Raw genomic sequence first — 22012 nt, forward strand, 5'->3', positions numbered from 1 at the left:
CCTTGATCCAATAGAGCCGGAATCCCCACCGCGAAGGAACGCAGTGTCAGCTTCACACCAGTTCAACCGCAGAATCGCCGCCATCGGCGCTGCGATTGCCCTGGTGGCGCTTCCGGTTTCGAGCACTCTCACTTCGCCGCCGGCGCTCGCAGAGCCGAGTCCCACGACCGTCGCGGACGCCGGAGCGGCCAACGCCGAGGCGACCGGAGCCGCCGATGGCACGGATGGATCCGATGAGGCGAGCTCCTCCGAAGCCGAATCGACTGCAGCCGCGGACAGCGACACCGAAGCCGACTCCGCCAGCGAGGACGAGGCGGGCAAGGACACCAACGACGGCTCGAATGGCGGCGATGACGAGCCCGATGACGACTACGATAAGGCCTGCGCTCCTCCCGAAGAAGGCGAACCAACTCCGGGCGTCGACGGGCCCTGCGAGATCAAGGCACCGCTACCGGCCGAATGGGATGACAATAACCAGACTCTGCGACTCCCCTCACCCGCGAATGAGCCTGGCAGCATGCCCAAGAGCTGGAAGGAAGAGAAGTTCAAACTTCGGAAGAGACAGCCAGTGCGTCTTCCGGTCCAAAGCTCCTCGCAATCGACTACCTACGGGGGCGATACCGATGACAGCGGGAATCCTCTGCCGTCCGCGGCGTCTCAGGCAGGTGTCCCAGAAGACCTGAGGCTCCGCTCCGACGGCTTTGTTGTGCCTGCAAGCGGTGGAGAACCGGTACGTTTCACCGGGTTCACGGCCAACCCCAAGTGGAAATTCAACGTAAAGGGCGGAAAAGTCACAGTCGTCTCCGGCCGTGGGTATCCTGACCCAGAAGGCGGATCCTCCAGCGCTGAGACAGACGGATCCAAAGAGGGAACTACAGGCTCGGCAGCGGACAAGGACGGGTCAGACAGCGGATCCCACACTGCCGCGCAGGACGGCACTGACACCGCCGACAGCAAATCTGCTGACAAGGACTCCGACGGCAACTCTTCCGACGCCAATTCGTCGGCCAACAGCGCCAAGTCCTCCGACAGCACATCATCGGCCAGCAGCGACACTTCCAAGGACTCCGGCAGCAAGGATCGGGCCAACTCGTCGACCGACAAGGACTCCGACGGCACGAAATCGAAGTCCGATACCGGCTCGCGGTCCGATGCCTCCAGCAGCAGCGATTCCGATGGCTCAGGATCGGACTCGACGTCCGGAAAGGACGAGGAGAAGGACTCTGGCAACGACAAGGACGGCTCCGGCTCCCCACTCGGCACGGTCGACGCCGACGGCACCACCCCGGATCCGTCGACCGGCAACGGCTCCCAAGACGCACGGGAGACCATCCCCGGAACCGCCGGCGACGAATGGCTGCCCGGCGACGAGGACGACTCTCAGCACCCCGACTATTCGGATCCCGTGCCACAGAATCCCGACGCGCCCACGCCCAAGGACGACACCGACCTCATCACCGGAGGCGACCAGCCCTCCCCACGGGCGAACCAGCAGCCGTCGACCTCATTCGGCGAGTCCATCATCTCGACGATCGTGAGCTCCTGGCCCGTCTTCGTCCTCGCAGCCTCCGGAATGGCCGCAGTCGGATTCATCATCTACCTCATGGGACGTCGCGGAAAGCAGGACTGAGGGCCGCCGGACTGGGCCTGGCCGCCTCGGCGAGGATTTTCCTCTCCGTCCCGGTCCGCCCCGGCAATACTCGCCTAAGATCGCAGGCATGGACCTCTTCGACTCCGAACGACGCGTGATCGCCTCGGCCCGAGAACTCGCGGCGAGTCTGGGATCCGACGCCCACCACACGGTCGCCGCAGCCGCGATGGACACCACCGGCCGCATCCACACCGGAGTCAATGTCGATCACTTCACCGGCGGCCCCTGCGCCGAGATGGTGGCCATCGGGGTTGCTGCCGCCGCCGGCGCCGGTTCGCTGGTCACGATCGCTGCAGTCGGCGATCACGGTCGAGGGGTGCTCCCACCCTGCGGTCGCTGCCGGCAGGTGATCCTCGACCTCCACCCCGACGCGCTGGTGGCCATCACCGACAAGTCCACGGGCGGAGAGACGATCGCACCGATCCCCGCGCTCCTCCCCCACTCCTACCGGCATCCTGACGCCGCACCGATGCGGCTGCTGCGCTTCAACGCCAGGTACGTCGATGCTTTCCGCGCGGGGAAGAAGACTCTGTCGGTGCGCTGGAACGAAGCGCACCGCACGGGCAGGGCACTGGCCTATTTCGAAGACACCGAACACGGCCCGGCGCCCGTCGTCATCACCTCGGTGACCCCGAAACGACTGAGCGAGCTGAGTGCGACCGATCTGGAGCTCAGCCGTCCCGGAGGTTTGGACCGCTACCTTGCGAACCTCCACGCCCACTACCCCGCCATGCCGGATGACGCCACGGTCGAGATCGTAAGATTCCGTCGAACCGCGTCCGATATCTGACACTCGCAGTTCCCAGCCGCTAAGCTGGACAGCGAAGCACTGTGGCACAGGGCCACAGGCGCACCAGGCATTCTCGACCGGGAGGACTCGACCCGATGACTGACAACGTCTACACCTCAGATGTAACCGTCGACCAGGCAACGACCGCACAGCTCGCGGAGTCGATCCGCCTGCGCGAAGAGCGCATCGCAGACAACATCGACGAACTCATCGGCCGCATCCATCCCAGGGTGCTGGTGACGCGCGCCGTCAACAAGGCGAAGTCCGGAGTCGTCGAGGAGGACGGTTCGCCCAAGCCTGAGGTCCTCGCTCTCGGCGCCGGCACCGTCCTCGGTGTGGCCGCTCTCGTCGTCGGTCTGTCCGGTCGGAACAAGCGTGGCTGATTGCGCTCTTCCGATCCGGATGCTCCATGACCGGATCCTGCTCGAACCCGGTCCGGAGGCCGGCGAGCGCAAGTCCTCGGCGGGCATCGTCATCCCGGCCACCGCCAGCATGGGCAAACGCCTCGTGTGGGGCAAGGTCGTGGCGGCCGGCCCGCACGTGAGGCAGGCCAACCTCGGCGACACCGTCCTCTACGATCCCGAAGAGCTCGCCGAGGTGGAGCTCGAAGGGCAGCTCTATGTGCTCCTGCGTGAGCGCGACGTCCATGCGATCTCCGAACCGGCCGAGCAGTCGAGCGCAGGCATGTACCTGTGAGGTCCGGGACGCCGTCAGCTGGACTCCGAAACAGTGGATTCCGAGTCGAGAGCGTCGTTCGTATCGGCCTCTGACCTGGGGCTTGCGACGTTCATCACAAAATCCGGATCGGCCCGATCTCGGTTTGCATGAACGGCGAACACCTGAGTAATATTAATTCTCGTTGCGCAACGAGCGCGGCAGGCGCCTCTAGCTCAATTGGTAGAGCAACTGACTCTTAATCAGTGGGTTCCGGGTTCGAGTCCCGGGGGGCGCACAGCGCCGACAGAACCGCTTCCGACTACGGTCGGGAGCGGTTCTTTCGCATTCACTACGCGGGCACTCATCCCTGACCGGCGCGGGCGTAGGCACCGAGGACCTGTCGTTCGGAATCGCCGAGGTAGGTGCCGAGCTTCGCGGCCGCGGCGGCAGGGCTCTCATTGCGGTAGACCTCGATGACCTCCCGGTTGCGCTCGATGAAGGGCGCATGGAGGAAGTCGAGGACCTCGACCTTGAGGAAGGCCAGCCGCAGCTCGGCGAGCACATTGGCGAACGACCGCGCTAGCCGCCGGCTGTCCGAGAGCGAGACCACGGCATTGTGGAAGGCCATGTTCGCCGTCCCGACCTCCAGCCAGTTCTCCTCCGCCGCGAACTTCGCAGCCGCCTCGACGGCGGCCTCCATATGCGCGGCGTTCGGATGATTGCGCGGGGCATGCTCGAGCACCGAGCACTCGACATGGTGGCGCACCCGATAGATGTCGACGACATCGGCCGTGCTCGGTGAGGCCACGGACACGCCGCGATGTGGGATGTGCGTGACCAGCCCCTGCTCGCCGAGGACCCGGAAGGCCTCGCGCAGCGTGTTGCGGGAGACATCGAACTCCTTGGCCAAAGAAGCCTCGGACAGGCGGTCTCCGGGACGGAGCTCTCCTGCGATGAGTCGGTCGGTGAGTCTGTTGACCAGGGATGAGTCGTGATTCACATCTCCATCCTAATGAATCTCCGAATCGAACACCCACATGGTGTTCAGCAACTGTGCGCGAGCAATGTGATGCGCGTCTATCTTTGTTCAACAATGCATGCTAGATTGTTTACCACTTCTTCGGAGTGCGCCAGGACACAGACACTGCTGTCGTCATACCGGCGGCGCCCAGGAAACACAATCGACCACAGAGACAGTCGGAGACTCCCATGTCACACGCACCGGAATCACCAACGCCGGAGCCCACCTCGGACGAACCAGCGGGGCTCAAGAGCGAACTCGGCGCGAAGATCAGCCGCAGCGCCATCGTCGGCGCCATCTTCCTCATGGCCACCTCGGCGATCGGCCCCGGATTCATCACGCAGACGGCGACGTTCACCGCGCAGATGGGCGCCGCATTCGCCTTCGCCATCCTCGTGTCGATCCTCATCGACATCGCCATCCAGCTCAACATCTGGCGAATGGTCACCTCATCGGGCAAGCGGGCCGCGCAGCTGGCGTCCTCGGCGGTGCCCGGCTCGGGCATCGTCCTGTCCATCCTCATCGTCGTCGGCGGCCTGGCCTTCAACATCGGCAACATCGCCGGCGGCGGACTCGGACTCAACGCACTGCTGGGCATCGATCCGAAGCTCGGCGGCCTGGCCACCGGCGTTCTGGCCATCGGCATCTTCCTGTTCAAGCGCGCGGGCAAGGTCGTCGACGCTGTGGTCCTCGTCCTCGGCATCGGGATGATCGTTCTCACCTGCATCGTCGCTGTCGTCTCCGATCCGCCGGTCGGAGAGGCCCTCAGGCAGAGCTTCGTACCCGACACCATCAACTTCGCGACCGTGACCACGATCGTGGGCGGCACCGTCGGCGGCTACATCACCTACTCCGGTGCCCACCGCTACCTCGACTCCGGCAAGACCGGCCCGGAGAACTCGCGATCCGTGATGCGCTCGGCGCTCTCGGGCATCCTCGTCACCGGCGTCATGCGCTATATCCTCTTCCTCGCCATCCTCGGAGTCGTCGCCTCCGGCGTCGCCATCGACGTCCAGGGCCAGGTCGCCAACCCCGCCGGTCAGGCCTTCGCCGCCGTCCTCGGAGACGCCGGGATGCGGATCTTCGGTGCGATCTTCTGGGCCGCGGCGCTGAGCTCGGTCATCGGTGCCGCCTACACCTCGGCGACCTTCCTCTCCGCCTTCTCCCGACGCCTCGCCCGCGGCTGGCCGCTGCAGCTGGCGACCGTCGCGTTCATCGTCGTCTCACTCATCGTCTATCTCATCGTCGGCACCGCTCCGGCCACGCTGCTCGTCTTCGTCGGCGGCTTCAACGGCCTCATCCTGCCCATCGGCCTGACGATCTTCATGTACATCGGCTGGTTCAGACCTCAGCTGCTGCGCACGGATTCCTATCCGAAGTGGTTGCTCATCATCGGCACCGCGGCAACACTGGTCACGTGGTACACAGCCGTGCAGTCCATCGGCCCCATCTTCGCAATGATCGGAATCGGAGGGTGACATTGTCTGTCAACAGCGAAACGCGAATCGACCTCAACTCGGACCTCGGGGAGAACGTGCCCGACCGCGTCGTCAGCGATGACGCGGCCATGCTCGGCCTGGTCACCAGCGCCAATGTCTCCTGCGGATTCCATGCCGGCAACCCCGAGGGCATCCATGCCACCGTCGATGCCGCCGTCAAGGGCGGCGTCGTCATCGGCGCCCACCCCGGCTATGACGACTACGAAGGCTTCGGCCGACGCGCCCTCGACGTGCCGGCAGCGACCCTGCAGGCCCAGGTCGAATACCAGATCGGCGCGCTCATCGGCCTGGCCACGGCCGTCGGCGGCGAAGTCGCCTACGTCAAGCCCCACGGCGGCCTCTACAACGCGATCGTCCGCGACGAGGCGCAGGCGAAGGTCGTCGTCGACGCGATCACAGCCATCGACGACTCCCTCGTCTTCCTCGGCCTCGCCGGCAGCGTGGCCAACCGCATCGCCGCCGAGGCAGGGCTGACCGTAGCAGCCGAGGCCTTCGCCGACCGGTCCTACAACCCCGACGGGTCCCTGGTCTCCCGGAGCGAACCGAACGCCGTCCTCCACGACCCCGATGACGTGGCCGCCCGAGTGCTGCGCCTCGTCCAGACCGGTCAGGTCGAGGCGATCGACGGCAGCCTCGTCGACGTCGACGCCCAGTCGATCTGCTTCCACGGAGACTCGCAGGGCTCGATCGACATGGCCCGCGCCGCCCGTGCTCTCCTCGAGTCCGAAGGCGTCACCGTCTCGGCCTTCGCCGGAGCCGGTCGATGAGCGCGTCGTCGGACGCCGGGACACCGATTGCCGCGCCCTCGGCCGAGTCGAAGACCGACGGCAGCCGGGCCCGCGGACGGATCCGGGCCGGATTCGACGGCCCCACCTCGGGGATGGCTCCCGGCCTGGTCCAGGCCAACCTCATCTCCGTGCCCGCCGATTGGGCCTTCGACGTGCTGCTCTTCGCACAGCGCAATCCGAAGCCCTGCCCGGTCATCGATGTCCTCGAACCCGGACAGGTCGAATCGGCGTTGGCCCCCGGCAGCGACGTGCGCACCGATCTCCCCGGCTACCGGATCTGGAGGGACGGCGAACTCGCCGACGAGGTCACCGATGCCACCGAGGTGTGGCAGCGGCACCCGGACCTCGTGTCCTTCCTCATCGGCTGCTCCTTCACCTTCGAATCGGGTCTGACCGGCGCCGGCATCCCGATCCGCCATCAGGAGGCCGGGCGGAACGTGCCGATGTACCGCACCTCGACCGCGTGCGTCCCGGCCGGTCGGATCAGCGGTGACATGGTCGTGTCCATGCGCCCGATCCCGGCCGCTCAGGTCGCCGAGGCGGTGCGCATCACCGACCGCTTCCCCGCCGTCCACGGTGCCCCGGTCCACATCGGCGAACCCGCCCAGATCGGCATCAGCGACCTCGGCTCCCCCGATTTCGGTGACCCGCCGGTCATCGCCGAGGGCGACATCCCCGTGTTCTGGGCCTGCGGAGTCACCCCGCAGGCCGCGATCCGGGCTTCGAAGGTTCCGTTCGCGATCACCCATTCGCCGGGGCGCATGTTCATCACCGACGAACCGGAAGACACCTATCGCCGATGACCTCCCAACTGACCTTCCACACCGCCTCGAAGCATCACCTCCTCGTCGAATGCACCGACCTGGCCACGACGATGGCGCTGCACCGCAGCCTCGAAGCCGCAGAACTGCCCGGCGTCGTCGAACTCGTTCCGGCAGCGCGCACCGTGCTCATCAGCTTCGACCCCGCACGCACCCGGGCGGCTTCACTCGCGGAGGCCATCCGCGAGCTCGGGCACACCGAGTCGACGACCGATGACGCCCGAGCGGTCACCATCGATGTCCGCTACGACGGAGAGGACCTCGCCGAGGTCGCCGACCTCCTCTCCGTCTCCCCCGCCGAGGTGATCACCCGCCACCAGGCCGCGACCTGGCAGGTCGCGTTCGCCGGGTTCGCCCCCGGGTTCGGCTACCTCGCCGGGGACGATGAGCTCTTCGAGGTTCCCCGCCGTCCCTCCCCGCGCACCCGCGTGCCCGTGGGCGCCGTCGCCCTGGCCGGGGAATTCACCGGTGTCTACCCGCGGTCCTCGCCCGGCGGCTGGCAGCTCATCGGCCGCACCGAGGCGACTCTGTGGGATCTCGACCGGCAGCCGCCCGCGCTGTTCGTGCCGGGGACGATCGTGAAGTTCAACGACGCCGGTCGGGAATCCCTGCACCTCGGTGCAGGACCGGGATCAGACGAGGCGACGGCTGAGGAGGAGAGCTCGGAGCCCGCGGCGACGCAGGAAGCCGATTCTGCCGCGGAGCCCAGCACACCGCCCCGTGCTCTCGAGGTCCTCCGGCCCGGCCTGCAGCTGCTCGTCGAGGACCTCGGGCGTCCGGGCTTCGCCTCGATGGGCGTCTCCGGCGCCGGCGCTGCCGACCGCTCCGCGCTCATTGCCGCCAACCGGCTGGTCGGCAACGCCGAGTCCGCGGCCGGGCTCGAAAGCTTCGGCGGCGGCGCGCTCCTGCGCCTCACCGGTGAGTCAGTGGCCGCCGTCACCGGCGCCGAAGGCACCGTCACCGTGACAGGGGCCGACGGGACTGTCCATCGCCCCTGCCTCGGCGAGGCCTTCGCCATCGCCGACGGAGACGAACTCGACCTCGGGAGCGCCGATCGGGGAATCCGCCTGTATCTGGCCGTGCGCGGCGGGATCGACGTCGGCACGGCGCTCGGCAGCGGCTCCGCCGACACCCTCGCGGGACTCGGCCCTGCGGCGCTGGGGAAGGGCAGCCTCCTGCCCCTGCGCGATCCGCGGACCGCGCCCCACCTCGTCGACCCCCATGTCCCGCTGACGCACCGGGACCTGCCGCGGCCCGGGGACACCGTGACCATGACGGTGACCCTGGGGCCCCGCGAAGACTGGTTCACCACGTCAGGAATCGACACACTGCTGGGCCAGGAGTGGACGGTCACGCATGAGTCCGACCGAGTCGGTCTGCGCCTGTCCGGTGACGTCCCATTGGAGCGGGCCCGGACCGGGGAGCTGCCCAGTGAGGGCGCGGTCACCGGCGCCCTCCAGGTCCCGCCGAACGGGCAGCCGGTCCTGTTCGGACCCGACCATCCGCTCACCGGCGGCTACCCGATCATCGCGAGCGTCGACGACCTCGACTTCGCCGCGCAGCTGCCGCCGGGAGTGAAGCTGCGCTTCACCACCTCGGCCACGACGACTGATAACGAAAGCTGAACCATGTCGACCATCCTCATCGCCAACCGCGGCGAAATCGCCGTCCGCATCATCCGCGCCTGCGCCGAGCACGGACACACCTCGGTAGCCGTCTACGCGGATCAGGACGCCGATGCCCTGCACACGAGCCTGGCCGACGCCGCCTTCGCCCTGCCCGGGGCCACTGCGGCCGAGACCTACCTGAGCATCGACGCGATCCTCGCAGCAGCGAAGCAGGCCGGTGCCGATGCCGTCCACCCCGGCTACGGCTTCCTGTCGGAGAACGCCGACTTCGCCGCCGCAGTCGAGGAAGCCGGTCTGATCTGGATCGGCCCGACCGCGAAGACGATCACGGCGCTGGGCGACAAGGTCACCGCCAGGCAGCTCGCGCAGAAGGTCGGGGCTCCCCTGGCCCCGGGCATCGATCGGCCGCTGAAGGACGCCGCCGAAGTCGAATCCTTCGCCGCCGAAGCCGGACTGCCGATCATCATCAAGGCAGCCCACGGCGGCGGTGGGCGCGGAATGAAGATCGTCCACGAGCTCACCGAGGTCGCCGGAGCCTTCGATTCGGCCACCCGTGAGGCGACCGAGGCCTTCGGCCGCTCCGAATGCTTCGTCGAGAAGTACTTGGAGCGCCCCCGCCACGTCGAGGTCCAGATCGTCGGCGACGGCACCGGTCGGGTCGTGGCCGTCGGAGACCGCGACTGCTCGGCCCAGCGCCGCAACCAGAAGCTGATCGAAGAGGCCCCCGCTCCGGGACTGACTGCAGACCAGCGTGAACGTCTCCACCGTTCGGCCGAGGCCATCTGCGCCGAGGTGGACTACCGCGGCGCGGGCACCGTCGAATTCCTGCTCGCCGCCGATGGCACCATGACATTCCTCGAGGTCAACACCCGTCTCCAGGTCGAACACCCCGTCACCGAGGTGACCTCGGGCGTCGACCTCGTCGGCGAACAGTTCCGCATCGCCTTCGGCCAGGGCCTCTCCCTCGACTCGACGCCGCAGCCCCGAGGGCACGCGATCGAGCTGCGGATCAACGCCGAGGATCCCGGACGCGGCTTCCTGCCCACCCCGGGACACATCGACGGCCTCGACGTCCCAGGAGGCCCCGGGGTCCGTTGGGATGCCGGAGTGCGCGCCGGGGACACGGTGCAGCCGGCCTTCGACTCCCTCTTCGCCAAGCTCATCGTCCACGGTCCCGACCGGGACTCCGCGATCGCCCGCACGATCACCGCGGCCAGAGAGCTGCGCGTCGCAGGACCGGCAACGGTGCTGCCGTGCTCACTGGAGATCCTCGCCGACGACGCGTTCACCTCACTCGGGTCGGACAGCGCCGAGGGCATCCACACGCAGTGGATCGAAGCCGATCTCATGCCACGCCTCGAGGCACAGAAGCGACCAGAGCCACTGGCGGACGAGCATCTGCGGCGCATGCCGATCGAGATCGACGGGAGGATCACCACCATCGGGCTGCCCGCTGGGCTGCTGACCGCTCTCGGACCCGCGGCTGGTCAGGGCGCACCAGGCGAACGGACCGCCTCTGACGGCGACGATATGCAGTCGAGTGCAGGGACGGTGACCGCGCCGGTGCCCGGCAGCCTCGTGGACTATCTCGTCGACGACGGCGAAGAGGTCGAGGCCGGCGACGAGGTCGCAGTGCTGTCGGCGATGAAGATGGAGACAAGGGTCGAGGCTTCTGAGACCGGCACATTCCGTCAGGTGGCCGCCGTCGGTGACGTCCTGGCCGTGGGCGAGATCATCGCACGGGTCGACTGAAGAGCTCGGGCCGCCTCGGTGCCGTCGCCGCTGCGCGGAATTCGCGCATTGGGGGCGGAGGCGAACTCCGAATAGAGTGGTGGGTGTCGTTGGTGCGACACTGCCATGGGCCGTGCGGTCCCGGCATGCCCGCCTCGCACCAGGAACACCGCCCACACTAGAAGGAGCATCCATGCCACGTCTGTCAGTCGGCGACACCGCCCCGGACTTCACGCTCGTCAACCAGGACGGGAAGTCGGTCAGCCTCAGCGACTACAAGGGCCAGCGCGTCGTCGTCTACTTCTACCCCGCGGCCATGACTCCGGGCTGCACGACCGAGGCCTGCGACTTCCGCGATTCGCTCTCGGCGCTCAAGGCCGCCGGTCTCGTCGTCCTCGGCATCTCCCCGGACAAGCCGGAGAAGCTGCAGAAGTTCATCGAGAAGGAGGGCTTGAACTTCGATCTGCTCTCGGATGAGGACAAGACCATGATGGAAGAATGGGGTGCCTTCGGCGAGAAGAAGAACTACGGCAAGGTCGTCCAGGGCGTCATCCGCTCGACCGTCGTCGTCGATGCCGAGGGCAAGGTCGAACTCGCCCAGTACAACGTCAAGGCCACCGGCCACGTCGCCCGCGTGCGCAAGGCGCTGGGGATCGACGCGGCCTGAACCGAGCCATCGGATTCACGGGTCTTCCACCGCTCCTGAGCGTTTTCAGCATCGCGACGGCGCCCTGCTAGTCTTGAGGGCGTCGCGGCCGAGTGAGGCCGCCTGGCGCGAGTGGCGGAATTGGTAGACGCGCTGGATTTAGGTTCCAGTGTCTTCGGACGTAGGGGTTCAAGTCCCCTCTCGCGTACAGATCGACGACAGCCCTTCACCAGTCCCGTGCGGGTCGAGGTGGAGGGCTGTTTCGTCCGCACGGCACCTTGCGGTCAGCCGCCAGAGCCCACCTCCTGCCGCAGGCCCTTGATCAGCGCTGTCAGACCGAGTTCGAATGCTGCCGCGGCCGATGAGGACTCGGCGAAGCGCGGATCGAGGGCCGCACGGATCTCGGAGAACCGTGTGTCAGCAGAGTCCTGGGTGATGAGATCGTCGGGGGCGATGATGTCGAGGGCAGAGCCGAGGACATGGGCTTCGACCGTGCGCATGACGGCCACGGTCCGCGACTCCGGCCAACCGCCTCGGCGCAGGCCGTCGACCACCGCGTCATACATCTGATAGGTCGAGAGATCACCGATCGATGTCGTCGCGAGCAGCCGGATGAGGTTCGGATGGGCGGCGAAGGCACGCAGATACGATCGTGCCCACGACTCGAGCGCCACATCCCAGGGCACCGCGTCCGCCGAGGTGGACGACGCGGCGAACGCACTGACATCGATGTCGGCGACGATGCGGGCGCGCATGAGTTCGATGAGCTCGGCACGACCGGACACATGGTTGTACAGCGAGGACACCTGCCGATCGACACGTGCTGCGAGCGTGCGCATGGACAGCACCTCGGAGCCCTCCTCGTCGACGAGGGCGAGCGCGGCGGACACGAGCCGCTCCTGATCGAGTCGCATGTCGGCCCTCGCTTCCCTTGCTGCCTGCTGCCGCTGCTTTCCGTATTTCCGTTAGGAGTGTATCGTGTTGCTCGCCACACATACGAACAGTGTTCGTATCCGGATGAACGGCACTGACAGATCGCAGCGAAGCGGGAGCAGGAACGAATTGACGACGACGCATTTCCACAACGGCACCATCTGGCTCGGACCCGGGGCCGAGGCCTCCGATTCCCTTCTCATCCGCGACGGAGTCATCGTCGCCGTCGGCACCGCCGAAGTGAATCGTCACCTGGCCTCCCGGGCGACCGGTGAGGCCGCACCCGAGCTCGTCGATCTCGACGGCGGCTTCCTGATGCCGTCCTTCGGCGATGGACACGCCCATCCGATCTTCGGCGGGATGGAAGCGGAAGGACCGCAGGTGCGTTCGTGCTCGAGCGTCGACGAGATAGTCGCAGAGGTCCGCCGCTACGCCGAAGCCCATCCCGACGACGAGTGGATCACCGGAGCCTCCTATGACGGCAGCCTCGTGGAAGGCGGGCTCTTCGACGCCCGCTGGCTCGATGAGGCCGTGGCCGACCGTCCGGTCGTCCTCCGCGCCTGGGACTATCACACCGTCTGGTGCAACTCCCGGGCTCTCGCACTCGCCGGGATCACTGCCGAGACTCCCGAACCCGAGCTGGGAGAGATTCCGCGCCGCGACGACGGCTCCCCCTTGGGCACGCTGCGCGAATGGGGCGCGGTCGACCTCGTCGACGCAGTGCAACCACCCCATGACGAATCCGTCCGTCTGCGGGCACTGGAACGCGCAGCCGACTACTACCTCGCCCGAGGCGTCACCTGGGTTCAGGACGCCTGGGTCGAACCGGCCGATGTCGAGACCTACCTGTCCGCCTCGGAGCAGCAGCGCCTCAAGCTGCGTTTCAACCTCGCGTTCTACGCCGATCCCCGCCGCTTCACCCGGCAGCTGCCCGAGATGGTCCGCGCCCGTGACCGCGTCACAGCACTCGATGACCCGCTGCTGAGCGCGAATACCGTGAAGTTCTTCGCCGACGGAGTCGTCGAGAACGAGACCGGAGCACTGCTCGAACCGTACTGTTCGTCCCTGCACAACCACGGTCTGCGCGTCTGGGAGGGCGAGTCCCTGGCCGATGCGGTTCGCGCCGCTGACGCCGAGGGATTCCAGGTCCACATCCATGCGATCGGCGACGCCGCAGTCAGGCAGGCGCTCGATGCCATCGAAGCGGCCATTGCGCAGAACGGGCCGCGCGATCGTCGCCCGGTCATCGCGCATGCCCAGCTCGTCGACTCGGCCGACCTCACCCGCTTCGCCGAGCTCGGCGTCATCGCCAATATGCAGCCCCTGTGGGCACAGCTCGACGATCTCATGACCGTGCTCACCGTGCCCCGCCTCGGCGAAGAACGTGCGAGAACCCAGTATCGGATGCGCAGCATCCTCGACGACGGCGGTCGCCTCTCCTTCGGTTCGGACTGGCCGTGCACCTCGGGGGATCCCGTCGAGGGTCTGGCTATCGCAGTCAGCCGGCAGAACGAGGACGGCGAGCCCGCGGGCGGCTGGACGCCGGACGAGATCCTCGACATCGACCGCTCACTCGAGGCGTACTCGGCCACTGTCGCCCACCAGGCCTTCGCCGACCGCTCCCCCGCCCCCTGGGGAGAGATCAGCCCCGGGGCGAGCGCCGACCTCATCGTCTTCGCCCGTGACCCGCGGGAACTCGCACCTCGTGAGCTCGCGCTCGCATCCGTGCGCAGCACCTACCTCCGCGGCGTCGCCGTGCAGACCGGAGACTGAGCCGAAAGGACCGTCATGCCCCATCAGCAGAGCAGCACCACGGCCGCGGGCGGAGACACTGAGCTCAAACGCGCCCTCGGGGTGCCCTCCCTCGTCTTCTTCGGCCTCGTCTACATGGTCCCTCTGACGATCTTCACGACCTACGGGATCGTCACCCAGGTCACGGGCGGACGAGTGCCTGCCGCCTATGTCGTCACCTTGCTGGCCATGGTCTTCACCGCCCGGTCGTATGCGAGGATGGCCGCGGCGATGCCCTTCGCGGGCTCTGCGTACACGTATACGCAGAAGAGCTTCGGCGCCGGCATCGGCTTCGTCGCCGGCTGGGCGCTGCTCCTGGACTACCTGTTCCTGCCGATGATCAACTACCTCGTCATCGGCATCTACCTGTCTGCCGCGTTCCCGATGATTCCCGCGTGGGTGTTCGTGCTCACGGCGATCGGCCTCGTCACGGTCCTCAATGTCATCGGCATCGTCTCCGTGGCCCGGGCGAACATCGTCATCATCGCCGCTCAGGCGATCTTCATCGTCACTTTCGCCGCACTCGGCATCTCGTCGATGACCGGAGCCGGAACGGTCGATCTCGCCGCCCCATTCACCGGCGACGGCACCGCGCCGGGATTCGACAGCGTCATGGCCGGTGCCGCGATCCTGTGTCTGTCGTTCCTCGGCTTCGACGCGGTCTCGACCCTCTCCGAGGAGGCGAAGGAACCGAAGCGCACCGTGCCGCGAGCGATCGTCATCGCGACGATCACCGGCGGCCTCATCTACATCGTGCTGTCCTACCTCGCGCAGCTGGTCTATCCGTCGAATGACTTCGCCGATGTCGACTCCGGCGCCCTGGACGTCATGGCCGCCGCCGGCGGCGAATTCCTCACCATCTTCTTCACAGCCGCCTATGTCGCCGGCGCCTGCGGTTCGGCACTGACCTCGCAAGCTTCGGTCTCGCGCATCCTCTTCGCCATGGGCCGCGACGGCGTGCTGCCGAAGAGCTTCTTCGGACGGCTCTCACCGCGGTTCCACACTCCGGTGCTCGCCACTCTCTGCGTCGGCGTGGTCTCGCTGCTTGCACTGGCAGTCGACCTCGGCTTCATCTCGGAGATGGTGAGCTTCGGTGCGCTCATCGCGTTCTCCGCGGTCAACCTCTCGGTCATCAAGCACTTCATCATCGACGAGAAGCACCGGGGCGGCGACGCGATCCTCAGTTCCCTCGTGCTGCCGGGGATCGGGTTCTGCCTCACCCTGTGGCTGTGGACGAGCCTGTCACCGCGGACGCTTCTCATCGGCGTGATCTGGCTCCTCCTCGGTGTCGCCTACCTCGCGTTCGTCACCCGCGGTTTCCGCCGCCCGACTCCGATGCTCGACCTGACCGAGTAAACGACCCCACCGGCACAGCGCCCGGCCCGGACAGGGACCGGTGCCGCAGCCTGCCCGGAAGGCGAGGAGCGGTTCATCTCTGACCGTGCCATACCTCGCCTCTTGTAATAGTGTGTGACACACACTATTGTGTGGTGCATGGACGAGGATGCAGAGAAAGCACTGGCCACCCACGAACAGGAATTGCGCCGCGGCACCGTGGTCTTCGCCAGCCTCGTCGCCTGCCGCCGACCCCAGTACGGCTACTCACTGCTGACCACGCTCACCGAGGCCGGCATTCCCACCGAGGCCAATACCCTCTACCCCCTGCTGAGGCGCCTCGAGAAGCAGGGCCTGCTCTCAGCTGTTTGGAACACCGAACAGGCCCGCCCCCGCAAGTACTACACCGTCACAGACAGCGGCGCCGAAGTCGCCGCCGCACTCCACACGCACTGGCTGGACCTCGATTCCAGCATCACGAAACTCTGGAAGGACGGCACACCATGACTGTGCTCACCGGCATCTACATCGACAACGTCATCCGCCATCTGCCCGAGGGCTCCCGCTCCGATATCGCCGCCGAGATCACCGCGACGATCAGCGATATGATCGATGACCGCCTCGGCGAGGATCCGCAGCCGAGTCCCGAACATACGGCCGCGGTCGAACGCGAGGTGCTCGAAGAACTCGGCGACCCCGCTGTGCTGTCGCGGGAGTATTCGAACTCGCCGCAGCACTTCATCGGCCCGAAGTCATATCCGCTCTTCCTCTGGACGCTGCGTTGGATCCTGCCCATCGTCGGTCTCATCGCCCTGCTCGACAACATCGTCGTCACCTTCGCCACCACGCCGCAGGCCCACCTCGGCGAAGCCATCGGACCCGCGATCGGCAACACCGTGACCGCGCTGCTCACCGCCTTCGCCGTCATCACGATCCTCATCGGCCTCGGCGACCGCCGAGTCGACGACGATGCGCTCCCGCGCGTGCCCGGACGTCAGAAGGTCCCGTGGACGATCGATGACCTCGATCGCCGCGATATCCGCGGCAGGCAGACCCGCGCCGAGGCGGCCCTCGGGCTGGTCTTCATCCTCGCGCTGGCAGCCATCCCCTTCATTCCGACGACCCTGCTCTACGTCGGCCACCTCAACCGCGGTGGAACGTTCATCAATCCGGACCTCGGCACAGGCTGGCTGGTCGGCTATTGGGCCTTCCTCGCCCTCCTGGCCGCTGTCGAAATCGTCAGGTTCGTGACCGCCTCGACACGACCGACCGTGGCGATCATCGGCGGAATCATCGATGTGGCCATGGCCGTCTTCCTCACCGCCGCCATGCTCACTCAGCCGGTCTTCCACCCGGAGCTGACGAGCGCCTCGGGCGCCGAGGTGCAACAGGTCATCACTGTCATCGCGATCTGGATCATCGTCGTCTGGGACCAGGTGAGCACCTGGCGGGTCATCCGCGGCTGGCGATGACCGTGAACTTCTTGTTCCGCGCCAGCTGCTCGCTGTCGCCGATGATGGCCTCGAGTCGGCCGCGATAGCGCAGATGCGAGTTGAACACAGTGATCACGACTCCGCCGGGCGCCAGGTGCCTGGCCGCTGCGGCCATCATCGCCTCGGCGCTGTCGGTCTCGATCGCCGTGCCCTGGTGGAACGGCGGGTTGAGGAGAACGAGGTCGAATTCGCCCAGCCCCTTCAGCTCGGGGTCGGTGCTGTCGGCGGCGTCGGCGAGTCGGATGTCGACGTCGATGCCGTTGGCCTCTGCGGTGGCTCGCGCCGAGGCGACTGCCGCTCGAGAGACGTCGAGTCCGGCACCGCGGGCGGCGCCGGTGGCCTGCATGACCGCGGTCAGCAGCCAGCCGTTCCCGCAGCCGAGGTCGAGCACGGAGCCGGGAGCGAACTCGGAGTCCGGAGCAGCTTCCTCTCCGGTGCCAGAGGCCGTCAGCAGGCTCTGCACGGAGTCGAGCAGCAGAGCAGATCCTTCGTCCTTCCTGATCCCGGAGAAGCACGCACCATGCGCTCTGACCTCGAGGTCTCCGTTGCCGGGATGGGTGATGGTGCCGTGCTTGGGGAAACGGGAGAGGCTGGGGGTCGGCAGGGGGCGGCTGCCGATGATCATCCGATGCTTGCCGACTCCGGGAGAGACATCGACGCGGCCGAAACCGCGGGCGAGCTCCTTGTTCACCGCCCGCGACATCGCATCGCTGCGTCCGATGACGATGATCGTCGTCACCGACGGGTGAAGCGTGGCGATGGTCTCGGCCAGGGCGTTCGTCGCCTTGGGCGCATTGACGACCGCCCAGGTCTCGTGGGGATCCTGACCGTCCTCGACGGGCGGGTTTCCGGTTTCGGCCGCGGTTTCGGCTACCTCGACGGTGTCTTCGACGGATCGCTCCTCGTCGATCCGGTCATGCCGGGTCTCGACCTCGGCGAGACGTCCCATCAGCGTCGTCTGCATGCCGTGGGCATCATCGACGACGATGATGCGCTGCGGTTGGCGGGCGACGGCCTCGGCGGGCACGAAGGTGCCCTGGGCGTCACGCCCGGAGACGTCGAGTTCGCCGGCGCGCCTGCCGAGGATGTAGTCGACGAGCATCCGCGCCTGCGGCAGCCCGGGCCGGTCGGCGAAGGACGGGAATTCGGCCAACAGCTTCCGACTGCGTTCGAGGGCGGCGGAGTCGCGAGAGAGCAGAGAAGCAGGCATCCGACCAGTCTAGTGGGACTGCACCGCCGAGCTGCCTCCCATGAGCCTGACCGTGACCGAGCTCTCGGAGATCGCCCGGGAGACATCTCGACCGGATCCGAAGATTTATCGCTCCGCGGACCGGACGGACACCCGTCGGACAAGGGCGGGTGTGCTACAAATTGAGGGAGCTTCGTCCAATGTCGCATCAGGAGAGATCATGACAATCCTTGTCGGTTATTCCCCCTCGCCGGAAGGCAGGGCCGCTGTCGATTTCGGCATCGAACAGGCCCGCGCATTCGACGATGTCGTCGTCGTGCTCAATGCCGGAATCGGTGAGACTCCTGACGAACGCGGAGTGGCCACCAGCAAGGACATCGAGGAGCTCAAGGAGACGCTGCAGTCTTCCGAGGTCTCCCATGAGATCCTCCAGTTCCTCCGCGGCAACGACCCCGTCGAAGAGCTGCTGGCGCTGGCCGAAGCGACAGCCGACACTCGTATGATCGTCATCGGATCCCGTCGCCGCTCCCCCGTCGGCAAGCTCATCATGGGCTCGACGGCTCAGCGCATCATCCTCGACTCCGATGTCCCCGTCGTCTCCGTGAAGGTCGACCGGACGAAGAAGTGACTCCCTCCTGTTCGACATCCCTCTGAACGAGAATGCCCCGCACCTGCGATGGTGCGGGGCATTCTTCGCATCGGTGCTCACGTGTCGCGCGACTCAGTCATCGGTGCGAACCGGTGCGTCCCATTCGTCGAGCTCGGCTTCGCTCCAGTCGCCGTAGGTCGGGTTGGGCAGGATGATCCATTCGGAGCCGAACTTCGCGCTGTTGTCCTCGACGAGCTTGCGCTGCTCGTCGATCGAGGCATCGGCGAAGGCGCCATCGAAGTCATGGAGGGTGTCGCCGAGCTGCATGAGCAGGGTGTGGTCCGATTCGACCTTCGCGCGCCGTTCGTCCTTCGGAGGGCCGAGCAGCATGACGTGCTCGTCGTCGGCCTGCGGCAGACCGAGCTTCTGCAGAGCGGCGACATTGGCAGCATGGTTGTCTTCGGTCCGGTCCGAGACGTAGTAGATGTCGACTCCGAGCTCATCGGCATGTTTGAAGAACTCCATCGCACCGGGGATCAGGGTGGGCTCCCCGTTCTTCTCCCAGTCGTCCCATGTGTCCCAGCCGCTGAAGTCGTGGCATTTCGCGATATCGCGAGCCAGCAGCTTCGAGTTGTCGATGGCCGTCTCATCGAGATCGCTCATGATGGCCAGGTCCTCGCCCTTCGGCGCGGCGGCCACGGCCTTATCGAGCTGCCTGCTGGCTAGCTCGTAGGTCTGTCCCTGCAGGGCCATGGCCTCTGCGCTCTGCTGCTGCCATTTCACCCCCATGGTGTAGGCAGAGACATCGCAGTCATCGGCGGCTTCGGATCCCGCCTCACCTGGAGTCGGCCCCGAGTTGAGGATGTAGCCGACGACGCCCAGGATGAGGACGAGCAGCACAGTCAGGGCAGGGACGAGGACCTTCTTCATTCATCTTCTTTCTTCATCGGCATCACTTGCAGATCAGCGGTCGCTGACCTCATCTCTTCGAGCCGTCCGGCTCAGTCTCCGACGATGGCGGCGATCAGGGCGTCGACGTCGTCGGCGGTCGTGTCGAAGGCACACATGAGACGGACAATGTCCTTCTCAAGCGGCCAGTTCGCGAAGGCGAACTTCTGCCGGGCACGGGCGGTCACCTCGGCGGGCATTCGGGCGAATACGACGTTCGATTCGACGTTCTGCACGATCTCGAGTCCGGGCACGCGGTTCTCCGCGATCACCTCGGCGAGGCCCTTCGCAAGGCGCTGGGCCATCCCATTGGCGTGAGCGGCAGACCGGCGCCACAGGTCGCCCTCGTAGAGAGCGCACAGCTGGGCGGAGAGGAAACGCATCTTCGAAGCCAGCTGCAGGTTCATCTTGCGCAGGAAGCGCATGCCCTGACCGATGTCCGGGTTGAGGACGACGACGGCTTCGGCGCCGAGCAGTCCGTTCTTCGTCCCTCCGAGACTGATGATGTCGACGCCGACCGCGCTCGTGATGTCCCCCAGGCCGAGGTCGAGGTGGGCGGCGGCATTCCCCAGACGCGATCCGTCGACGTGGACGATCATGTCGAGTTCGTGTGCAGTGCGGGCGATCGCCGCGATCTCCTCGGGCGTGTAGGTGGTGCCCCATTCGGTCGATTGGGAGATGCTCACAGCCAGGGGCTGGGCATTGTGCTCGTCGCCACGGCCGATGATCGCGCCCTTGATGGTCTCCGGTGTCAGTTTGCCGTTCTCAGTGGCGGCGCCGACGATCTTCAGTCCGCCGACCTTCTCCGGGGCGCCGGTCTCGTCGTAGTTGATGTGCGCCGAGGCGGCGGTGATGACAGCGGCCCACCTCGGCAATGCGGACTGCAGGGCGAGCACATTGGCTCCGGTGCCGTTGAAGACCGGGAACGCCTGAGCCTCAGGCCCGAAGTGATGCTGCATGAGCTCGTGGAAACGCGCGGTCCACGGGTCGCCGCCGTAGCCGGGCGCGTGGCCGACATTCGCCTCGGTGATCGCGGCGATGACCTCGGGGTGGGCTCCGGCCCAGTTGTCGGAGCCGAAGTTGCGCGGATGCGCATCCGGGCTGGTGTCGACCGCGGGAATCGGGGACTGAGAGTGCGCGGTGGCGGCGCCGGCGGGGGCGTTGGCGGCGGCAGGTGCGGCGGGAGCGTTCGAGGGGTTCTGGGACTGCGCTGTCTGGTCAGATGCCTGGGTGTTCACATTCTCAGACTAGCCTCTCGGCCGCCGTCCTTGCACGGCGGTCCTGGGCTCGGCCATCCCTCATCGGTGGTTTCATCCACACCCGCTGCAGCGGGGTGTTCTGCGAGGACCGATGTTTGATGCGCGTGCAATGGTAGGACGAGACGGCAACGGTGCGTCGTGGCAGCATCGAGCCCTGGTGGATACGTCAGCGCATAAACACCTCGCACATCGGCTGAAGCACCCCGCACATCGCCCGACGCATCGGATACACAACACCGCGGCCCGCCTCCGCTGTGGGGAGACGGGCCGCGGTGAAATCGGCTCAGAGGCGCAGATTCAGAGCGTCAGAGCCTCAGCGCCGGGCCGGCGACTCTCAGGCGAGGAGTTCGCGCATGAGGTCGGCGGTCTCGGTCGGGGTCTTGCCGACCTTGACGCCTGCGGCTTCGAGGGCTTCCTTCTTGGCCTGAGCGGTTCCCGAGGAGCCGGAGACGATGGCGCCGGCGTGGCCCATGGTCTTGCCCTCGGGCGCGGTGAAGCCTGCGACGTAGCCCACGACCGGCTTCGACACGTTGTCCTTGATGAAGGCCGCGGCACGCTCCTCGGCGTCTCCGCCGATCTCGCCGATCATGACGATGGCTTCGGTGTCCGGGTCAGCTTCGAAGGCCTCAAGTGCATCGATGTGCGTGGTGCCGATGACCGGATCTCCGCCGATGCCGATGGCCGTCGAGAAGCCGAGGTCACGCAGCTCGTACATCATCTGGTAGGTCAGGGTGCCGGACTTCGAGACGAGACCCAGCTTGCCCTTCTTCGTGATGTTGGCCGGGATGATGCCGGCCAGCGACTCCCCGGGGGTGATGATGCCCGGGCAGTTGGGTCCGATGATGCGGGTGGCGTTGCCGGCCGCCTGCGCACGGGCCCAGACCTCTGCCGAGTCCTGGACCGGGATGCCCTCGGTGATGATGACGAGCAGACCGATCTTCGCGTCGATGGCCTCGATCGCGGCGTCCTTGGAGAACGCCGGGGGCACGAAGGCCACGGACACATCGGCGCCGGTCGCCTCCATCGCCTCGGTCACGGAGCCGAAGACGGGCAGTTCGAGCTCGTTGCCGTCCTTGTCGTTGTGCTTGACGGTGGTGCCGGCCTTGCGGGCGTTGACACCGCCGACGACGTTCGATCCGGCGGCGAGCATGCGAGCGGTGTGCTTCGAGCCCTCTCCGCCGGTGATGCCCTGGACGATGATCTTCGAATCGGAATTCAGAAAGACAGACATTGTTGTAAAGAC

Annotated in this window: 21 protein-coding genes and 2 tRNA genes; 17 read left to right on the forward strand and 6 right to left on the reverse strand. The window is 66.6% G+C overall.

Annotated features, from left to right (window positions below):
• Positions 1-43: 43 nt before the first annotated feature.
• The 5 genes from IIE29_RS01410 to IIE29_RS01430 all read left to right on the forward strand — a co-directional run bounded on the left by IIE29_RS01410 (position 44) and on the right by IIE29_RS01430 (position 3393).
• The gene (locus IIE29_RS01410; RefSeq protein ID WP_209323404.1) at positions 44-1630 is read left to right on the forward strand and encodes a hypothetical protein; all 1587 of its coding nucleotides are present in this window, start codon (positions 44-46) and stop codon (positions 1628-1630) included.
• A gap of 88 nt (positions 1631-1718) precedes the next feature.
• On the forward strand, positions 1719-2441 hold the full coding sequence (locus IIE29_RS01415) for an ASCH domain-containing protein (RefSeq protein ID WP_209323405.1): 723 nt from the start codon (positions 1719-1721) through the stop codon (positions 2439-2441).
• A 95-nt stretch (positions 2442-2536) separates the two neighbouring features.
• Positions 2537-2824: a DUF3618 domain-containing protein gene (locus IIE29_RS01420; RefSeq protein ID WP_209323406.1), complete on the forward strand. Its 288-nt coding sequence runs from the start codon at positions 2537-2539 to the stop codon at positions 2822-2824.
• On the forward strand, positions 2817-3137 hold the full coding sequence (locus IIE29_RS01425) for a GroES family chaperonin (protein WP_209323407.1): 321 nt from the start codon (positions 2817-2819) through the stop codon (positions 3135-3137). Before IIE29_RS01420 ends, IIE29_RS01425 begins: the two co-directional genes overlap by 8 nt.
• Positions 3138-3320: 183 nt before the next feature.
• Positions 3321-3393: transfer RNA gene (locus IIE29_RS01430), tRNA-Lys, on the forward strand.
• A gap of 66 nt (positions 3394-3459) precedes the next feature.
• Here IIE29_RS01430 and IIE29_RS01435 read toward each other — a convergent pair.
• The gene (locus tag IIE29_RS01435; RefSeq protein ID WP_209323408.1) at positions 3460-4098 is read right to left on the reverse strand and encodes a GntR family transcriptional regulator; all 639 of its coding nucleotides are present in this window, start codon (positions 4096-4098) and stop codon (positions 3460-3462) included.
• 209 nt (positions 4099-4307) lie between these two features.
• Here IIE29_RS01435 and IIE29_RS01440 point away from each other — a divergent pair, with 209 nt between their 5' ends.
• From IIE29_RS01440 to IIE29_RS01470, 7 genes are all read left to right on the forward strand, one after another.
• Complete coding sequence (locus IIE29_RS01440) at positions 4308-5597, forward strand: NRAMP family divalent metal transporter (protein WP_209323409.1); 1290 nt, start codon at positions 4308-4310, stop codon at positions 5595-5597.
• 2 nt (positions 5598-5599) lie between these two features.
• Positions 5600-6385: a LamB/YcsF family protein gene (locus tag IIE29_RS01445; RefSeq protein WP_216629495.1), complete on the forward strand. Its 786-nt coding sequence runs from the start codon at positions 5600-5602 to the stop codon at positions 6383-6385.
• Positions 6382-7209: a putative hydro-lyase gene (locus IIE29_RS01450; protein WP_209323411.1), complete on the forward strand. Its 828-nt coding sequence runs from the start codon at positions 6382-6384 to the stop codon at positions 7207-7209. Before IIE29_RS01445 ends, IIE29_RS01450 begins: the two co-directional genes overlap by 4 nt.
• Positions 7206-8852, forward strand: a complete 1647-nt coding sequence (locus IIE29_RS01455; RefSeq protein ID WP_209323412.1) for a 5-oxoprolinase subunit B/C family protein — start codon at positions 7206-7208, stop codon at positions 8850-8852. The genes IIE29_RS01450 and IIE29_RS01455 overlap by 4 nt, the downstream gene beginning before the upstream one ends.
• Before the next feature lie 3 nt (positions 8853-8855).
• Positions 8856-10607 (forward strand): acetyl/propionyl/methylcrotonyl-CoA carboxylase subunit alpha, encoded by a 1752-nt coding sequence (locus tag IIE29_RS01460; protein ID WP_209323413.1) that lies wholly within the window; start codon positions 8856-8858, stop codon positions 10605-10607.
• Positions 10608-10779: 172 nt separating this feature from the next.
• On the forward strand, positions 10780-11253 hold the full coding sequence (gene bcp / locus IIE29_RS01465) for a thioredoxin-dependent thiol peroxidase (RefSeq protein WP_209323414.1): 474 nt from the start codon (positions 10780-10782) through the stop codon (positions 11251-11253).
• A 105-nt stretch (positions 11254-11358) separates the two neighbouring features.
• A tRNA-Leu gene (locus tag IIE29_RS01470) sits at positions 11359-11440 on the forward strand.
• 76 nt (positions 11441-11516) lie between these two features.
• On the opposite strand, the gene IIE29_RS01475 is transcribed toward IIE29_RS01470, so the two are convergent.
• Positions 11517-12146, reverse strand: a complete 630-nt coding sequence (locus IIE29_RS01475; protein WP_209323415.1) for a TetR/AcrR family transcriptional regulator — start codon at positions 12144-12146, stop codon at positions 11517-11519.
• A gap of 148 nt (positions 12147-12294) precedes the next feature.
• On the opposite strand from IIE29_RS01475, the gene IIE29_RS01480 reads away from it, so the two are divergent.
• The 4 genes from IIE29_RS01480 to IIE29_RS01495 all read left to right on the forward strand — a co-directional run bounded on the left by IIE29_RS01480 (position 12295) and on the right by IIE29_RS01495 (position 16763).
• Positions 12295-13938, forward strand: coding sequence for an amidohydrolase (locus IIE29_RS01480; RefSeq protein WP_209323416.1), 1644 nt, complete (start codon positions 12295-12297; stop codon positions 13936-13938).
• A 15-nt stretch (positions 13939-13953) separates the two neighbouring features.
• Positions 13954-15312 (forward strand): APC family permease, encoded by a 1359-nt coding sequence (locus IIE29_RS01485; protein WP_209323417.1) that lies wholly within the window; start codon positions 13954-13956, stop codon positions 15310-15312.
• Between the two features lie 138 nt (positions 15313-15450).
• On the forward strand, positions 15451-15798 hold the full coding sequence (locus IIE29_RS01490; RefSeq protein WP_209323418.1) for a PadR family transcriptional regulator: 348 nt from the start codon (positions 15451-15453) through the stop codon (positions 15796-15798).
• Positions 15795-16763 (forward strand): HAAS signaling domain-containing protein, encoded by a 969-nt coding sequence (locus IIE29_RS01495; protein ID WP_209323419.1) that lies wholly within the window; start codon positions 15795-15797, stop codon positions 16761-16763. The genes IIE29_RS01490 and IIE29_RS01495 overlap by 4 nt, the downstream gene beginning before the upstream one ends.
• Here IIE29_RS01495 and IIE29_RS01500 read toward each other — a convergent pair.
• Positions 16744-17994, reverse strand: coding sequence for a class I SAM-dependent methyltransferase (locus IIE29_RS01500; RefSeq protein WP_209323420.1), 1251 nt, complete (start codon positions 17992-17994; stop codon positions 16744-16746). The two genes, IIE29_RS01495 and IIE29_RS01500, sit on opposite strands and share 20 nt — an antisense overlap.
• Positions 17995-18193: 199 nt before the next feature.
• On the opposite strand from IIE29_RS01500, the gene IIE29_RS01505 reads away from it, so the two are divergent.
• Positions 18194-18601 carry a universal stress protein gene (locus IIE29_RS01505; protein WP_209323421.1) on the forward strand — a complete coding sequence of 136 codons (408 nt, stop codon included), beginning with the start codon at positions 18194-18196 and terminating at the stop codon, positions 18599-18601.
• Positions 18602-18694: 93 nt separating this feature from the next.
• Here IIE29_RS01505 and IIE29_RS01510 read toward each other — a convergent pair whose 3' ends face one another.
• The 3 genes from IIE29_RS01510 to sucD form a co-directional block, all read right to left on the reverse strand.
• The gene (locus tag IIE29_RS01510; protein WP_209323422.1) at positions 18695-19492 is read right to left on the reverse strand and encodes a 5'-nucleotidase, lipoprotein e(P4) family; all 798 of its coding nucleotides are present in this window, start codon (positions 19490-19492) and stop codon (positions 18695-18697) included.
• Between the two features lie 71 nt (positions 19493-19563).
• Positions 19564-20631: a threonine aldolase family protein gene (locus tag IIE29_RS01515; protein WP_209324095.1), complete on the reverse strand. Its 1068-nt coding sequence runs from the start codon at positions 20629-20631 to the stop codon at positions 19564-19566.
• A 472-nt stretch (positions 20632-21103) separates the two neighbouring features.
• Positions 21104-22000, reverse strand: a complete 897-nt coding sequence (gene sucD, locus IIE29_RS01520) for a succinate--CoA ligase subunit alpha (RefSeq protein WP_209323423.1) — start codon at positions 21998-22000, stop codon at positions 21104-21106.
• Positions 22001-22012: the final 12 nt, after the last annotated feature.

It is taken from the genome of Brevibacterium renqingii (assembly GCF_017808095.1).
Taxonomy (GTDB): domain Bacteria; phylum Actinomycetota; class Actinomycetes; order Actinomycetales; family Brevibacteriaceae; genus Brevibacterium; species Brevibacterium renqingii.

Coding starts and splice junctions, on each gene's coding strand:
- IIE29_RS01415 (WP_209323405.1), top strand. CDS start 1,719: ATGGACCTCTTCGACTCCGAACGACGCGTGATCGCCTCGGCCCGAGAA.
- IIE29_RS01420 (WP_209323406.1), top strand. CDS start 2,537: ATGACTGACAACGTCTACACCTCAGATGTAACCGTCGACCAGGCAACG.
- IIE29_RS01440 (WP_209323409.1), top strand. CDS start 4,308: ATGTCACACGCACCGGAATCACCAACGCCGGAGCCCACCTCGGACGAA.
- IIE29_RS01450 (WP_209323411.1), top strand. CDS start 6,382: ATGAGCGCGTCGTCGGACGCCGGGACACCGATTGCCGCGCCCTCGGCC.
- IIE29_RS01455 (WP_209323412.1), top strand. CDS start 7,206: ATGACCTCCCAACTGACCTTCCACACCGCCTCGAAGCATCACCTCCTC.
- IIE29_RS01460 (WP_209323413.1), top strand. CDS start 8,856: ATGTCGACCATCCTCATCGCCAACCGCGGCGAAATCGCCGTCCGCATC.
- bcp (WP_209323414.1), top strand. CDS start 10,780: ATGCCACGTCTGTCAGTCGGCGACACCGCCCCGGACTTCACGCTCGTC.
- IIE29_RS01475 (WP_209323415.1), bottom strand. CDS start 12,146: ATGCGACTCGATCAGGAGCGGCTCGTGTCCGCCGCGCTCGCCCTCGTC.
- IIE29_RS01485 (WP_209323417.1), top strand. CDS start 13,954: ATGCCCCATCAGCAGAGCAGCACCACGGCCGCGGGCGGAGACACTGAG.
- IIE29_RS01490 (WP_209323418.1), top strand. CDS start 15,451: ATGGACGAGGATGCAGAGAAAGCACTGGCCACCCACGAACAGGAATTG.
- IIE29_RS01495 (WP_209323419.1), top strand. CDS start 15,795: ATGACTGTGCTCACCGGCATCTACATCGACAACGTCATCCGCCATCTG.
- IIE29_RS01500 (WP_209323420.1), bottom strand. CDS start 17,994: ATGCCTGCTTCTCTGCTCTCTCGCGACTCCGCCGCCCTCGAACGCAGT.
- IIE29_RS01505 (WP_209323421.1), top strand. CDS start 18,194: ATGACAATCCTTGTCGGTTATTCCCCCTCGCCGGAAGGCAGGGCCGCT.
- IIE29_RS01510 (WP_209323422.1), bottom strand. CDS start 19,492: ATGAAGAAGGTCCTCGTCCCTGCCCTGACTGTGCTGCTCGTCCTCATC.
- sucD (WP_209323423.1), bottom strand. CDS start 22,000: ATGTCTGTCTTTCTGAATTCCGATTCGAAGATCATCGTCCAGGGCATC.